The sequence below is a fragment of the Bacillus sp. BHET2 genome (genome assembly GCF_005938125.1).
Taxonomy (GTDB): domain Bacteria; phylum Bacillota; class Bacilli; order Bacillales; family Bacillaceae_B; genus Rossellomorea.
Window position 1 is genome coordinate 441,320 of sequence record NZ_VCQN01000001.1, and the last position, 15,394, is coordinate 456,713.

Annotated in this window: 15 protein-coding genes; 10 read left to right on the forward strand and 5 right to left on the reverse strand. The window is 43.4% G+C overall.

All coding sequences use genetic code 11. The features are described 5' to 3' along the window. Positions 1 to 78: 78 nt before the first annotated feature. Complete coding sequence (locus FGG79_RS02285) at positions 79 to 537, forward strand: DUF4362 domain-containing protein (RefSeq protein ID WP_138776135.1); 459 nt, start codon at positions 79 to 81, stop codon at positions 535 to 537. An 85-nt stretch (positions 538 to 622) separates the two neighbouring features. Further along, positions 623 to 1,531, forward strand: coding sequence for a helix-turn-helix domain-containing protein (locus FGG79_RS02290; RefSeq protein WP_138776136.1), 909 nt, complete (start codon positions 623 to 625; stop codon positions 1,529 to 1,531). 202 nt (positions 1,532 to 1,733) lie between these two features. Here FGG79_RS02290 and FGG79_RS02295 read toward each other — a convergent pair whose 3' ends face one another. Further along, complete coding sequence (locus FGG79_RS02295) at positions 1,734 to 1,925, reverse strand: hypothetical protein (protein WP_138776137.1); 192 nt, start codon at positions 1,923 to 1,925, stop codon at positions 1,734 to 1,736. 243 nt (positions 1,926 to 2,168) lie between these two features. Between FGG79_RS02295 and FGG79_RS02300 the strand changes: the two genes are divergently transcribed. The 3 genes from FGG79_RS02300 to FGG79_RS02310 are packed head-to-tail and all read left to right on the forward strand — an operon-like array spanning position 2,169 to position 4,672. Further along, complete coding sequence (locus FGG79_RS02300) at positions 2,169 to 2,597, forward strand: DUF6526 family protein (protein WP_138776138.1); 429 nt, start codon at positions 2,169 to 2,171, stop codon at positions 2,595 to 2,597. A gap of 60 nt (positions 2,598 to 2,657) precedes the next feature. Beyond that, entirely contained in the window at positions 2,658 to 3,584 is a 927-nt protein-coding gene (locus FGG79_RS02305) for an ABC transporter ATP-binding protein (protein WP_138776139.1), read from the forward strand. After that, positions 3,581 to 4,672 carry an ABC transporter permease gene (locus tag FGG79_RS02310; protein WP_138776140.1) on the forward strand — a complete coding sequence of 364 codons (1,092 nt, stop codon included), beginning with the start codon at positions 3,581 to 3,583 and terminating at the stop codon, positions 4,670 to 4,672. Before FGG79_RS02305 ends, FGG79_RS02310 begins: the two co-directional genes overlap by 4 nt. 46 nt (positions 4,673 to 4,718) lie before the next feature. On the opposite strand, the gene FGG79_RS02315 is transcribed toward FGG79_RS02310, so the two are convergent. Together FGG79_RS02315 and FGG79_RS02320 are read right to left on the reverse strand one after the other, a co-directional pair. After that, positions 4,719 to 5,336, reverse strand: a complete 618-nt coding sequence (locus tag FGG79_RS02315; protein WP_138776141.1) for a sterol desaturase family protein — start codon at positions 5,334 to 5,336, stop codon at positions 4,719 to 4,721. Further along, on the reverse strand, positions 5,336 to 6,025 hold the full coding sequence (locus FGG79_RS02320) for a GntR family transcriptional regulator (RefSeq protein ID WP_138776142.1): 690 nt from the start codon (positions 6,023 to 6,025) through the stop codon (positions 5,336 to 5,338). Before FGG79_RS02320 ends, FGG79_RS02315 begins: the two co-directional genes overlap by 1 nt. 200 nt (positions 6,026 to 6,225) lie before the next feature. Between FGG79_RS02320 and FGG79_RS02325 the strand changes: the two genes are divergently transcribed. The 5 genes from FGG79_RS02325 (at position 6,226) to FGG79_RS02345 (ending at position 13,468) form a co-directional block, all read left to right on the forward strand. After that, positions 6,226 to 6,678, forward strand: a complete 453-nt coding sequence (locus FGG79_RS02325) for a MarR family winged helix-turn-helix transcriptional regulator (RefSeq protein ID WP_138776143.1) — start codon at positions 6,226 to 6,228, stop codon at positions 6,676 to 6,678. Beyond that, positions 6,675 to 9,083, forward strand: coding sequence for an MMPL family transporter (locus FGG79_RS02330; protein ID WP_138776144.1), 2,409 nt, complete (start codon positions 6,675 to 6,677; stop codon positions 9,081 to 9,083). The genes FGG79_RS02325 and FGG79_RS02330 overlap by 4 nt, the downstream gene beginning before the upstream one ends. 753 nt (positions 9,084 to 9,836) lie before the next feature. Next, complete coding sequence (locus tag FGG79_RS02335; RefSeq protein WP_138776145.1) at positions 9,837 to 11,336, forward strand: malate:quinone oxidoreductase; 1,500 nt, start codon at positions 9,837 to 9,839, stop codon at positions 11,334 to 11,336. A gap of 252 nt (positions 11,337 to 11,588) precedes the next feature. Beyond that, positions 11,589 to 12,197: a TetR/AcrR family transcriptional regulator gene (locus FGG79_RS02340; protein WP_240794180.1), complete on the forward strand. Its 609-nt coding sequence runs from the start codon at positions 11,589 to 11,591 to the stop codon at positions 12,195 to 12,197. Continuing rightward, on the forward strand, positions 12,194 to 13,468 hold the full coding sequence (locus FGG79_RS02345) for an MFS transporter (protein ID WP_138776147.1): 1,275 nt from the start codon (positions 12,194 to 12,196) through the stop codon (positions 13,466 to 13,468). The genes FGG79_RS02340 and FGG79_RS02345 overlap by 4 nt, the downstream gene beginning before the upstream one ends. Positions 13,469 to 13,559: 91 nt before the next feature. Here FGG79_RS02345 and FGG79_RS02350 read toward each other — a convergent pair whose 3' ends face one another. Both FGG79_RS02350 and FGG79_RS02355 read right to left on the reverse strand, forming a co-directional pair. After that, positions 13,560 to 14,024 carry a FixH family protein gene (locus tag FGG79_RS02350; RefSeq protein WP_138776148.1) on the reverse strand — a complete coding sequence of 155 codons (465 nt, stop codon included), beginning with the start codon at positions 14,022 to 14,024 and terminating at the stop codon, positions 13,560 to 13,562. Positions 14,025 to 14,040: 16 nt separating this feature from the next. Next, positions 14,041 to 15,384, reverse strand: coding sequence for a PepSY-associated TM helix domain-containing protein (locus FGG79_RS02355; protein WP_138776149.1), 1,344 nt, complete (start codon positions 15,382 to 15,384; stop codon positions 14,041 to 14,043). Between the last annotated feature and the right edge of the window lie 10 nt (positions 15,385 to 15,394).

Sequence of the window (15,394 nt, forward strand, 5' to 3'; positions counted from 1 at the left end):
TCATTCGCATTCTACTTCAATGAATTATACTCGTATTAAACGTATGGAACTAACGGTTACTAAAAAAGGGGGCTAATAATGAAAATATTATCTGCGTGTATGATGATAGGGATACTGTTCATGGCAGGGTGTTCTATTCAAGAAAAGGTAGACCAATACACGATGAAGGAATCAGCTGAAAACGGAGACACATTGGTGAATGAAGAAGGGAAGGTTGAAAATCTCGAAAAACTTCTGCGTTTTATTAACCAGGTAGAGGAGAAGGAGAAGTCAGATTTGGTCGTTTCTAACTTTTCGAACGATCAAATAAGTATGAATGAATTGACCTATGATGGCCAGTCGATATTTTATGTATTAAAGAGTGGATCAGGAGAAGAAAAAAGTAAGTCTACATGCGGTGCCATAGAAGAAAAAAGTGGCTTTATTTCTTTACAGGCATGTGAAGGCGAAGAATCTGCAATCGGTCTGGTTCAAGTTTCGGAATATGAAATCAACAAAGTCAAGGCTTCCATGAAGAATGAAAAGCATCCTGAATAATAGGTGCTTTTTATTTTGTCATTTAGAAGGAATTTCTTCAATTTTAACGAATGATGTTATGTAGTCATAGGTCTAGGAGGTTTTTATGGATGCAAAGGAAGGAAGGATAGGAGAGCAAATCAAGGAACTTAGAAAGCATTTCGGAATCTCACAACAGGAGCTCTGCAGGGATATCTGCAGTCAATCATTTATAAGCAGGATTGAAAGTGGTGACCTTTCTCCGTCGGCACACCTTCTGTATCGAATATCCATGAGACTGGGAATCGACATGAATTTCTTTCTTGAAAGTGTCTATGTAACCAGAATGGATTATGTTCAGGAGGTTTTGTTGCAATTAAGCGAGGCCTTAAAGAAGAAAAAGTTTCTGCAGATTAAAGAGTTAGTTGATTATGAGAGAGATAATCCCCTTTTTAAACACGGTCGACATAAGCAGACTCTGTTGTGGTACGAAGCAATCTATTTATATAAAGTCCAAGAGGATTTTGATCAAGCCCTTATGCACTTGGATGAGGCTCTCTCTATGAAACAAACCACGTTGAAAAGCTATTCTGAGAGAGACATCGAAATATGCTTGACCAAGGCCAATATTTATACTGAATTAAGAGATTTTGATTATGCCATTCCCTTATTTAAAGATATCTTGACGTGTTTAAATCAGTTGCCTGTTATGCGCGATAAAGTGCTATTAATCAAGCTGTATTACAATTATTCCCGTGCATTGTACTTAAATGGAAATCTTGGGGAATCTATACGCTATGCGAAAAAGGGGATCCAACAGTGTAATGAGTATAGAATTCTTTATGGCATGGGGGAGTTATATTTTCAAATCGGGATGGTGCATCGAGATCGATCAGAACACGATCTTTCACTTAACGCTTATGAAAAAGTGAAGATGGTTTCGCAACTGGTGGAGGATGAATCGCTCATAATGATGACAGCAGCACAAATGGAAACCGTGGAACAAAGCCTTAAAGCTAAATGTTCAAATAATTAAGCTTGACACTCTTTATTGTAGTTAGTGGGTGATGATCAAGAAAAAGAGCAGGGAGTGGTGAAGAAATTAAATGCGACCTATAAAAGGTGCTATTTCTAACAAAGTGGTGTTTCTACTCATATTCGGCACCGTTCAGAAAGTATTCAAACAGGTGGATAGAAAAAGGCATTGCGCTCAGCAATGCCTTTAAAAAACAATTCTTTCACCTTCCACCTGTCCAGAACTTCAATTGATTGGATTGACCTCGACAGTATGCGTCATACCCCTCGCTCTTATGGGTGTCGTAGCAATCTCCCTTGAGAAACCCTTGGGAGAAATACGTCTCTTTAATGCTCCCCACAATGACAACGCCCAGCATAAACGAGAAGGGAATCAGAACGAATAACCAAACCAATGACAAAACCTCCTTTATGGCTTTATGAAACAAAAGTAGGTGTAGATTCAGCTGCAGAAGCTTCTCTAACCATTTTACCACCTTTAAATGGAAAAATATACATATATTGTATAGGGAGGGGTCGGTCATACCGTCCCCTGCATAACCCTGAGAACTCAAGAATATAATCTTAAAGTGTGTTCATAAAACACTATCCAGTGCTTATCTGGTATATAATGAATCTATTAACCTATGGAGGTACATATGAAACAACAAAACTATGAAAATCACAGTAAGATCGATCCGGCATTTCATGTTGGGATTGCCCTATTATCACTCATCACACTCATTTTAACGATTACGTTTTTTGTGAAAAATGTGGGTGAGGAGACGTTAATCAGCTTTTTGGTGTTATTCATTGTGTTAACGATGATTCTGATAGGGGTGAAGCTTAGAACGTATGCCCTTCAGGTTCAGGACCGGGTCATCCGGACGGAGGAAAATTTCCGTTATTATCGTTTAACAGGTGATTCATTGGCTTCTGCATTATCCCTAAAGCAAATCATCGCATTACGATTTGCTCCGGATGAAGAATTTCCGGCGTTGGTGGAACGCACATTATCAGAGAACTTAAGCCCGACTGATATTAAAAAAGCAGTGCAAAATTGGCGTGCAGATCATCATCGCGTATAAACATCAGAGAACGGACCGCTCGCTCATGGGCGGTCACATTTTTGTTAAAGGAGGCTCTTTATGCCAAACGAAGTCATGGTCGATGTTAAGGATCTTGTGAAAAAATACGGTTCCTTTACGGCAGTGAAGGGTGTCCGCTTCCAGGTGGAGAAGGGTGAGATCTTCGGGCTACTTGGTCCGAACGGTGCAGGTAAAACGACGACGATCGAAATGCTTGTCGGTCTCAGAAAGCCAGATGAAGGGACGGCAAGTCTAGCAGGCTTTGATGTCCGGAAACAAGTGAATAAGGTGAAAGAGGTGATTGGAGTTCAGCTTCAGTCGACCTCGTTATTTGAACTTTTGAAAGTGGAGGAGATTCTCCATTTGTATGCGAGTTTTTATCCGAGTCATGTGAATATTGATCAATTGATCGAGGATATGCTCCTCACCGAGAAGCGTAAGGACCGGGTCAAGGGACTGTCTGGTGGTCAAAAGCAGAGGTTAGCGATTGCCCTTGCACTGATCCATGATCCGAATATTGTGTTTCTCGATGAACCAACAACGGGTTTGGATCCACAGGCAAGACGAACGCTTTGGGATATTGTCCTTCGATTGAAGGAGCGGGGGAAGACAGTGATTCTTTCCACCCACTACATGGATGAAGCTCATGTACTCTGTGACCGCATCGGCATCATGGACCAAGGGGAGCTGATCGCACTCGATACCCCGGCGAATCTCGTGAAAACCCTCCAGTCGACGAGCACGATCGAATTTCATCTCACCAATCCTCCAGAGCAGGATTGGTTTATGAGAATGGAAGGAGTCGAGGAAGTGGCCATCAAGGATACATTTGTCCAACTGTATACGGATGAGCTTCAGCTGGCTCTTACTTCCTTGATCCAGTTGTCGACGGAGCACAATTTAAAAATAGAGGATTTACAGACCCGTCAAGCAACACTAGAGGATGTGTTCATTCATATGACAGGAAGGAGGCTCCGGGAATCATGAGAGCTTATTGGCAGTTAACACTGGCACAATTACGGATTTTTGGACGGAACAAGCAAGTCCTTTTCTTCACATTACTATTTCCGGTTATTCTGATGGTGGCGCTGGGGTCATTTGCTGGAGGGGGGAATTCACTCTCTCTGACAGTGGGGATGATAGACAGTGATCAAACTGATGCTTCGAAGGAATTAAAGGAGCTATTCTTTCAAAATGAAGGGATCGATGCCTCGAAATATGTGAACGTTAAAGCTGGAAAAGAAGCTGTTGAAAATGGGGATATCCAGCTTCTTATTAACATTCCTAAAGGATATGAAGACAATCTGAAAGATCGAAATCAGGCTTTTTCCTTGCCTGTATACTTTAATGAGAAAAATCTGACCACGTCAGAACTTGGACTGACGGTCGTGAATGGAATCATCGATCAATACAGTAAAGAGCTGGTTGACTACAAGCCCCTTGTGACGGTGGAGAAAATAGGGATCGAAGCACTTAACCTTCGATATGTGGATTTTCTCGTTCCAGGGATTGTAGCCATGATGATCATGAGTAATAACATGAACGGGGTGGCCGGACAAATATCCGCATGGCGTGAACGGGGGATCCTTCGCAGAATGCAGGGGACGAGGTTGAAGGCTTCTACTTTTATCGCGGCTCAAATCACGGCCCGCTTGATGCTGAACGGAACTCAGGCGTTGCTCGTCGTTCTGATTGCCAATCTAATTTTTGACATAAATGTAGCCGGTTCCTGGCTTGCGATGATCTTCTTCATCATCCTTGGGACCTTAGCATTCATGTCTCTCGGATTTATCATTGCCGGACTCGCGAAGAACCCTGAAAGTGCGGGACCTATTGCGGGATTCGTGACGTTTCCGATGTTATTTCTCGGGGGAGTATTTTTCCCGATCAACAATATGCCGGACATCATTCAGCCGATTGTGAAGGTGCTTCCCATCGCTCATCTGAGTTCGGCGTTGCGGGAGACGATGAATCTCGGAACACCTTTCTTGGAATTGGGGACGGAGACGCTCATCTTAAGTGCTTGGCTGGTTGGCGGATTTGCTCTGGCCAGTTATGTGTTTAAGTGGGAATAATTTAAAAAGAGTCCAATCGAGTCAGTTTAGACCCGATTGGACTTTTTTATGCTCGCTTCTCTAAATCCTTTGCCGTTTGACTTGTTTCCACTTCTTTTTCGTCCTTCAGAGTTCCAAATAATATATCGATAAAAGGGGTGGATACACCGTACCAGTAATTTTCGTTCTTGTAATGATGTAAGGTATGCGTTTTTTTTAGCCACTTCCCGAATCGTGTTTTCGGTTTGAAAGGTCTATGAGCGACATAGTGCTTCCATTCGTAAACAAAGAACATGAAAAGGACTCCAGTTGCAAAGGCAAGGGTGAATGTAATTGAGCCGGTCATAAAATAAAACAGGAGACACAGGACGAACAGGTTTGGAGCACTGTACCAGATCGGAAGAAAAAGCAGCTTCAGATCGTTTGGTTTTTTATGATGGTCATAGTGTAAGCGCTTAATTAAATTCAGTAAAAAAGGATTCTTTGGTGTCTTAATATGAAAGAGAAAGCGGTGGGTGAGGTATTCGCTGAACATGTAAGCAACGATTCCCACCGCGAAAAATAAGACGCTGAATAGCGATAGTTTCATTGTCATCAAAAAGCCCAGTACGCCAAGGAAAATGACCATCATAACCAATATGTCAAAGTGCAAAAAGAAATCCCGATACAATCGATTTTCTTTCATCATTCATTGCCCCCATTCATTTTTTGTTTCCAAAGACGTAAGCTGGTTTCCATCATGTCCCGGATGGTTTGTTCTGCTTTAGGTATATCCCCGTCTAAAATCCATTTCAGAAGCCTGTCGTAATAGTCACGTAAAGCTGCTCGGTGCGAGGGAGTGGTGAAATATTTTTCCGCCATTCTGATGTATATATCTTTAAAGCTGTTCAAGATCAACAGATAGATGGGATTTGCTGACAGCATGGCAACTTGTTGCTGAATATGCCAGTCGAAGTCTGCATACCAATAAGCATCGTCCGTTACGTCTTCAAACGGGACGAAGAGGGAAATGACCTTAAGTCTGTTGTTCAGAAGGGCATCCCTGAAATAGGTGGGCGTAATCGAGACGCGCAGTTCGAGCATGTGAATGATGAATTCGTCTGGAATCTCATCCTCATGCTGAAGGATCGTCACGATTGTCATTAAATTCCCATCCCTCCAGTAATCGTTCACTATAGGGGGCATTCCTTTCCGGCTTGTGATCCAGCCATCACGTTCGAGGCGCTGCAGAGCTTCACGAATGGTGGGGCGTCCCACTTTGTAATAGGCGGCTAATTCCCTTTCCGATTGCAGAGATGCCTGATTCTTCAGGCCACCCCCTAATATGGCACGGGAGATGTCGCGGGAGATGATGTCGGATGAACGTTCTTTCATTACAAGTACCTCCTGATTGGTAATACCAATTTTATATATGGTAATACCATTATATGATTCTATTAAGTATATTTGTCAATAAATTCTGAAAATATTTATCTTCGCTTTATTAATTACACTTATCAATACCTTTCCCTTGACTCTAGTTAGTTGACCCCCTAAACTATAAAATAGAATATATAGTTTAGGGGGTCAACTAATTGGATGAGCGGTTAATTGAAGCTGTCGAGCTGTTTGAGGACGTGATGGTGTTTGGGACAGAGCGGGTGTTGAAGAATGTGAAGGCAGATGTGTGGCAGGAATATTCACCTGAACAGATTCAGATGCTGAAGCTTGTGAATAAGAACGGTCCGCTTCCAGCCGGAATGATAGCGGAGCTTCAGTGCGTTCATAAGAGTGCTATCTCCAACCGGCTGAAGAAGCTTGAGGAGAAAAGATTGATAGAAATCGTAAAATCTGAGGGTGATCAGCGTTCTAAGCTGGTCGTTTTGACTGAGGAAGGGCGAGGTGTCGTGATGGAGTCGGATCAAGCGGTGTATACCTATATCGAAGCCTTATTCGCTGATCAAATGAAAGATGAGGAGCTGGATCAATTTCTGTCGATGTTCCGGAAGATTAAATCAATCTTGAAGTTGGAGGGGGAAAGAAAATGAAATCGATAATAAAGTTTAAGTGGCCGATAACGATTGCCTTGCTCATTGTGACGGCCCTGTTGTTTGTCATAGCGCCGAACCTGACGAAGCAGGCAGAGGAGGCAGGAACGTTCCAGCTGCCGGATAACGCTGCTTCCCAGAAGGCGATGGATTTGCTGAACGATGCCGGGGCAGGGGAAGAAACAATCTCCTTAGTCTATTCCCTGGATAAGAAAATGACGGATTCAGATAAGAAAGACATTGCATCAAATGTGGAAAAATTGATAGATCTTGGAGAACCGGTCAGTTCGGTTCTAGATCCATTCGGAAGCAAGGAACTGGAAGATCAGCTCGTATCAAAAGACGGGAAGACTGTCCTTGTTCCGATCACAATCGACGGAACGCAGGAACAAGTGGTGGAGCTTGCTGACTCTATAAAATCAGACATTCTCAAAGGGCAGTCATCCGTTTACCTAACTGGAGAAGCCATCATCAATAATGATGTGAACCTGAGCGCACAGGAAGGATTGAAGCGAACGGAAATTATTACGGTCGTGCTGATCTTTGCCTTGCTATTGGCTGTGTTCCGTTCTATCGTCACACCGCTGATTCCCCTTGTGTCAGTGGGGATCACGTATTTACTGAGTCAATCCATTGTGGCGTTCTTTATTGATTGGTTTGGGTTTCCAGTATCGAACTACACACAAATCTTCCTTGTTGCCATCCTTTTCGGAATCGGGACGGATTATTGCATCCTATTACTGAGCCGGTTCAAAGAGGAACTGGGGGCGGGGCAGTCCATTAATGAAGCGATCATCCGTACGTATAAGACAGCGGGACGCACGCTTTACATAAGCGGACTCGCCGTGTTCATTGGATTCTTCGCCATCGGATTTGCTGATTTTCCAATCTTTAAATCAGGCGTGGCCGTGGCTGTCGGGATTGCCGTCCTGCTGCTTGTGCTGAGCACAGTTATGCCATTTTTCATGGCGACGCTAAAGGAAAAGTTGTTCTGGCCATCAAAGAAGTCCGTTTCCCATAATGACAGCAAGTTGTGGGCGTGGATGGGGAAGCTTTCCGTCAATCGTCCACTCATGTCCATGGCAGTGGTGGCGATCATCACAGTGCCATTGTTGTTCACGTATGATGATGCCCTTTCATTTAACACAGTGGATGAAATCGGGAACAGTTATGATTCCGTAAAAGGTCTTCAAGCCATTGAAGAAGGATTCGGTCAGGGAGATTCCCTGCCGGTTCAGGTTCTGTTATCAAGTGATGATTCGCTTGTGACGGAGGATGTTGTACCATACGTTGAAAAGCTGAGCCGTGAGCTTGCTAAAGTCGAAGGGGTAAAGAGTGTCCGGTCTATCACACGTCCTGCAGGAGATGTCATCGAGGAATTTAATGCGGACTACCAGCTTGGTAAGATTGCTGAAGGCGTAAATCAAGCCGCTGATGGTCTCAAACAGGCTGTGCAAGGACTAAGTCAACAGGCTTCCATGACACCTCAATCCTCTTCACCTCAAGCAGGGACACCGAACCCATTGGAAGGATTGAATCAAATCACTGGTGGGTTAAATCAAGCAGGTGAACAGCTTCAGGGGATGAGTGATAGTGAAACCATTCGTGATACGGGTTTGTATTTACCGCCAGGATCGTTAGAGAATAAAGACTTTGCTCAAGTGATTGACCGATATGCCTTCGGGGATGGAACTGGGATGAAGCTAGAGGTTATCTTGTCCGATAATCCGTACTCACCGGAAGCGATCGATACCGTCGATCGAATTAATGAAACGACCGAGCGTGTGATCAAGGATACACCTCTTGAGGGTAGTGAGGTTGCTATCGGTGGGGTATCAAGCATCAACCGGGACCTGAGTGGTATCTCGACGAGTGATTTCACCCAGACGGTGACCATCATGCTTATCAGCCTGTTCGTGGTACTCGCTATTTTATTCAGATCGTTCATCATGCCTCTGTACATGATCGGATCTCTGCTTCTGACGTACTTTACATCTGTGGCAGTCGCAGAATGGATCTTTGTAAATGGTTTGGGTTATGACGGCATCAGTTGGGCCGTGCCGTTTTTCGGCTTTGTTATGCTCGTTGCCCTTGGAGTGGACTACTCGATCTTCCTAATGGACCGGTTCCGTGAAGAGTCGGCAGGAGGGATGACCGTGGTGGACGCCATGAAAGCATCAATGGCCAAGATGGGGACCGTTATCATCACAGCGGCGATCATCCTGGCGGGAACGTTTGGGGCTATGGTTCCATCAGGTGTTCTCAGTCTAGTACAAATCGCCACAATCGTCATCACCGGATTGCTTCTATATGGATTGATAGTGCTACCATTATTGATTCCGGCCATGACCGTTTCATTCGGAAATGGGGTATGGTGGCCGTTCCGATCTAAGAGAAATAAGTAGAGTAGTAGAAGCCCGCTTTAAATGGAGCGGGCTGTATTTTAGAAAAATGGGATTGCTCTATTGGCTTGATAACCTACACTTTTCGACATAAGGCACATAAAATGAAATAGTGGCTCATATATGAGATTTCTGGCTCATAAGTGAAAGAAACAGGCTCATATAGTTAAAATGGGGCTCGAAAATAGTGAGAACCGGCTCATAAAATCAATTGTAGAATATAATGGAAAATAAGGGTCTTCCATTGACCAAGAGTAAGGTCGTAAATAGTCGTCATTAAGCTAAAAAAGGAAGAATTTCATGCATATATCATCAAAATTCAGTCGGAAATATACATTATCCAAAGCTCTCTCACCTATCGGGTCTAATTACGAGAACGGTACCGGTATGTTTCTTTAATGAGAGACTGGGGGTTCATTCCTTTGCTTACTATTATCGTTTTTATAGAAATCTTTTTCAGAAAATATTTTTCTAAAAAAACGAATAAGTAAATCTAGTGAAGTAGTTGGATTTTACGTTGCGATGCCTGGTTTTTATCCTGAAACATATGCATACAAACCTTTATTTTTAAGTGTTCATGAGCCCATAAGAATACTTTTTACACTTTTGTTTTTTCTTAAATTAGTTTATAATAATCAGATAATACTAGATAATTTACACTATAAATCAGTATAATAGAATATAGTATGTTTTTTGTGAACAAATGAAGGTGCTCGAAGTTCGCGCCTGCAAATATAGTGGATGAGGAAGGTTATAATGAGCAGCTTACAGAAGAAAACAGATGTTATTTTAATTGGTGCCGGAGTAATGAGTGCGACACTAGGGTCGATGCTGAAAGAATTGGCACCGGAATGGGAAATCAAAGTCTTTGAAAAACTTGCAAATTCAGGCGAAGAGAGCTCGAACGAATGGAATAATGCTGGAACCGGCCATTCTGCACTGTGTGAGCTCAATTATACATCCGAAAAGCCTGATGGATCGATAGACATAGCGAAAGCGATTAAAGTGAATGAACAGTTTCAACTATCAAGACAGTTTTGGTCTTATCTGGTAAACCGCAATCTTATTGGTAATCCACAGGAATTCATCATGCCGATTCCTCATATGAGTATGGTTCAAGGGGAAGAAAATGTAGAATTTTTGAAAAAACGATTGGAAGCGCTGTCAGCGAGTCCTCTGTTTGAAGGCATGGAATTTTCCGATGATCCAGAGAAATTGAAGCAATGGATCCCTTTAATCATGGAAGGTCGTACATCAGACGAACCAATTGCAGCAACGAAAATTGATTCTGGTACGGATGTCAATTTCGGAGCCTTGACCCGCATGCTGTTCGACCATTTAAAGAATGAAAATGTCGAACTTAACTACAAGCATAGTGTGGAGGATATCAAACGGACCTCAGACGGCTCATGGGAAGTAAAAGTCCATGATTTAGAAGGGGGTAAAATCGAATACCACACGGCAAAATTCGTCTTTATCGGTGGAGGGGGCGGAAGTCTTCCTTTACTGCAAAAAACCGGAATTCCAGAGTCTAAACAAATTGGCGGATTCCCCGTAAGTGGGCTATTCCTGGTATGTAATAATCCCGAAGTGATTGCACAGCATCACGGAAAGGTATATGGGAAGGCCAAAGTCGGAGCTCCCCCGATGTCGGTACCGCATCTTGATACACGCTACATCGATAACAAGAAATCATTGCTATTCGGGCCATTTGCCGGGTTTTCACCGAAATTCTTAAAAACCGGTTCCAATATGGATTTAATCAGCTCGGTGAAACCAAACAATCTCTTCACGATGTTGGCGGCAGGTATGAAAGAAATGGGATTAACCAAATATTTGATTCAGCAAGTGCTGCTGTCAAATGAAAAACGCATGGATGAATTACGGGATTTCATCCCGAACGCTAAAAGTGAGGACTGGGATATTGTCGTAGCCGGCCAGCGGGTTCAGGTCATAAAGGATACAGACGCCGGTAAAGGTACGCTTCAATTCGGTACGGAAGTGGTCAGTGCTTCAGACGGTTCCATCGCAGCGTTGCTAGGAGCATCTCCAGGTGCCTCTACGGCCGTTCACGTCATGCTAGAAGTAATGGATAAATGTTTCCCGCAGCATAAAAATGAGTGGGAGCCGAAGATAAAAGAAATGATTCCGTCTTATGGCGTGGCATTGGCAGAAAATGCGGAGCTCTTCAGAGAGATTCATACATCTACTGCAAAGGCACTTGGATTAAGAGATAAAGAGGTTTCTTATAGTTAATCCTTCCTTAACACATGTCTGACATAAATAAATTCAGAAATGCCCTGTGGATTCTCACGGGGCATTTTAGCATCATTGAAAGTGCAGAGATTGTTTACATTGATTCCGTTTAAAGCGGCTGTTGCTTATGTTGAAAAACATCAAGCAACAGCCGCTTTTTTTTGTCGAAAAAAACTCATTGACCATGGAATAAAATGACAGTAAAATAAAGATTGATTAATCAATCAATTTTGAAACAGAGGAGGAATCAATTTGACATTAGAAGATAAAAAGAAAAAAAAGCGGGCGGCCATCCTTCAAGCTGCTGTCAAAACATACAGTGAAAACGGGTTTGCTGAAACGAGAATCGCTGCGATTGCCAAGGAGGCAGGAGTCAGCTTTGGGTCGGTGTTTACCTATTTTGCCACTAAGGAAGTACTCTATGAGGCTGCAATTCTGGAACCCCTTGAGGAGATTAAGCCACACTTTATGGATATCGGGGAGCGGTATAGCGGGACGCCGATGGAGATGGTAAAAGAAATGATCGGTTGCCAGTTGGACGTATTTTCAAAGAAAAAGGATTTCCTGAGACTGTCTCAACAGGTGTTGGCGAGGCCGGAGCGCTATCCTGTGCTGTTTCGTGAACTAAGTGACTTTGTCGATGTCTTTGTTGAGTGTATTACCCCCATCATAAAGAAAGGACAGGAGCGGGGGGATTTCTATGAAGGTTCGCCAGTGTTGATGGCCCAATCGTATATATCCCTTTTGAATGGGTTGAGACTGACCTTTATTGATGATCACACCAATCTAATCTGGGACAATATGAAAATACAGGCGCTGAGATTATTCGGACCTGTAACGGAAGGGTGGGAGTGCTCATGAGAATACGAGATATCCATCCGAACCTTAAATTACGACTTGTCATGCAGTTCCTTGGTGGACTTGTATCCATGGCCGTCATCCCTTTCATGGCGATCTATTTCGCCCGAAAAATCGGGGCAACCCAAACAGGCATCATCCTGATCTTGATTGTCATCAGCGGCATCATCGGTGGGTTTATCGGAGGGCATGTTTCGGATAAAATCGGGCGCCGCAAGATCATGATTTACGCAGAACTGGGGATCATGGTGACCTTCTTCTTCATTGCCCTGTGCAATTCACCTTGGTTTGACTTACCATATGTATCGGCGGCGTTCTTTGTATTAAATATGTTTGCAGGAGGGATGTTTCAACCTGCTGCCCAGGCGATGATTATTGATGTGACCGATACGGATTCAAGGAAGCTCATTTTCACAATCAGCTACTGGTTAGGGAACCTGGCCACTGCAATCGGGGGCATCATCGGAGCTTTTCTATTTAAATCTTATTTGTATGAATTATTCCTTGGGATATCAGGGATCTCACTCCTGTCCGTCCTTGTAACCTACTACTTCATCTCAGAAACCTACACACCTGAACCTTCCACCACTCAAAGCAAATCTTCATCTTCAGCGATGGTTCAAAGTTATACAACTGTATTGAAAGACAAGTTATTTATGTTTTACATCATCGGAGCCGTCTTCATTTTCACTTTGGAACAGTCCTTAACCAATTATGTCGGAATTCGACTTGAGAGGGATATACCCGAGCAATCTGCTTCCCTGTTTGGCATTGACTTCATGCTGGATGGGACAAGGATGCTTGGTTTCCTGAGAACAGAAAATACATTATTGGTCGTGCTATTATCCGCCGTGGTCTTATTCTTATTCAAGAAGTGGAAAGATCGCTGGACTCTTATAACGGGGATGTTCATCTTCTCTGTTTGTTTCAGTGCCTTTGCCTTTACAAACAATATTCTGTTTCTCTTGATTCTTAGTTTTGTTGGGACATTCGGGGAGCTGATGTATGTTCCCATCAAGCAGGCGATGATTGGAGACCTTGCACCATCAAATGCTCGTAGTACATACATGGCGTTTTACAGCTTGACCTTTTATGGAGCGATGATCATTGCATCACTACTGATCATCGTGGGAGAATGGATCAGTCCTGTAGCAATGGGAGGAATCCTGTTGATACTTGGTCTCACGGGGACTGGCCTTTACTATGTGATAACGAAATCATTGGAAGGGAAAGAAAAGGTGATAAAGGAAGTGAAGACTTCCATTCCATCATAAATCAAACAATCGATGAAATAAAACGGAAAAAGACCGACAGCGATGAGAGATCTGCTGTCGGTCTTTTTGTCTCTTTGTAGGACACACGTAATTAATGGTGCTGACTGTGGTCTCCGCTGTCATCAGGTGCTTGATCATTCAAGGCTTCGACATCGGCTTTGGACAACTCACCGACAGCGAAAGGGAGAGTCGGCATGATCGTTGAGCCTTTATTTCCAGCGTGAACCTTGATGTAATAAAGGCCATCTTCTGTCAGTTTTTTGTTGAAGGTATAGAATCCATCTCCTGCATTTATTGTTTCTTTCATTTCATCATGAAAAGAGCCGTCGCCTTTCCATATTTCTACATGGACAAAATCGGCATCATCAACAGTATGTCCGTCCTGGGTCAGTGAAATCTTGATCGGTTCACTCCCGGTAAAGTCTTCAGGTATGGTGATATCTGTCTGAAGGGGGGATTCCTGAGGATATAGATTTGCTGCATCCTCTTTCGGTTGACAGGCTACGAGGACCATACAGAATAAGATGATGCTAAGGTATTTCCAATTGTTTTTCATGAAGATTTGTCCTTTCTTATTCCGAACCAAGGAATTTGTTTAGTGTAGGAATCCGTTTGATCACCAGCCAGTCAAGAAGCAGCACAACAATCAAGGAAAGCCCGACCAGTGGGAACAAAATGCTTAAGATGATCATAAGTAGCAGGAAGGATTTCATCTTTAAGATGCTTGGCCCTTTCGGTGCACCCATTTCTTTTTTTGGTTTCCGCTTTAACCATAAATAAAAACCGCTCACAACAACCAGGATGATTCCGAGGCAAATGAAGAGACTGATCAATTGGTTAATCAAGCCGAATTGCTTACCTGTGTGCAAGGTAATGCCCATGGCGACGACTTTTGCGACAGTACCGTAATTGGCAAATCGATAATCAGCGAGTACGGCGCCTGTATATTGATCGAGATGCATGGTGACTTCATCCTGAGCTTTATCAGGGAATGCAGATAAGGTGTAGATTCCCTTTTCATCCTGAGGGATGTAAACCGTATAACCTGGGTCGATCCCTTCTCTTTCTGCTATGTTCACCACGTCGATCATGGATAGAGGAGTAAACCCCTCCAGGGCTGATACGGGTACATCCAGATTTTCAGCGGCCCATGGAACTTCGGCAATTTCACTCGTTTTCAGGACCGATTCAGGAGCATCCCCTGACCAGATGGATGGAGGGTATCCTGCACCGGAATTGGTCATGATGTTCTGGAAGTTCGTTCCCCAGAAGCCGGACCATGGTAAGCCTGTCATAATCAGGAAGAGCATACCGGAAGTAATCCAGAAAGCTGGTACAGCGTGAAGATCCCTGAGAAGGATGCTCTTTCCTTTTCGGAAACGAGGGAAGAATACCCCAGAAAACTTGTCTTTCTTTCGTGGAAACCAAAGGAATAAACCGGTAACAATGAGTACAATGGCCCAACAGGCAGCAAGCTCTACAATTCGGTCCCCTGTCGTTCCTGCCATCAATTCTCCATGAATTTCCTCGATTTTATTCATGAATTTATCTTCAGGCTTTAACTCGCCTAATGATTTTCCCGTGTAGGGATCAAGGTAAACCGTGGCAGATCCATCAGAGGTACTTATGCCGATTTCACTCGAGCGGTCAGGGGTTTCTCCTTGACGGTATTTGGTGATTTGGGCATCGGGATGAATCCGTTTTACTTCTTGGATTTGCATAGACGGAGAGAGTTTTTCCCCTTGTGCAGTTACTTCATAATAGTCTTTGTAAAGGTTCTGTTCGATCTGGGGTTTGAATAGATAAATGGACCCCGTAACAGCGAGGATGAGTAAGAATGGAGAAATAATGATACCCGCATAGAAATGCCACCTCCAAATGGTTTGATAGGGAGATACCTTCGATTGTTTTCGCATATATGATTCC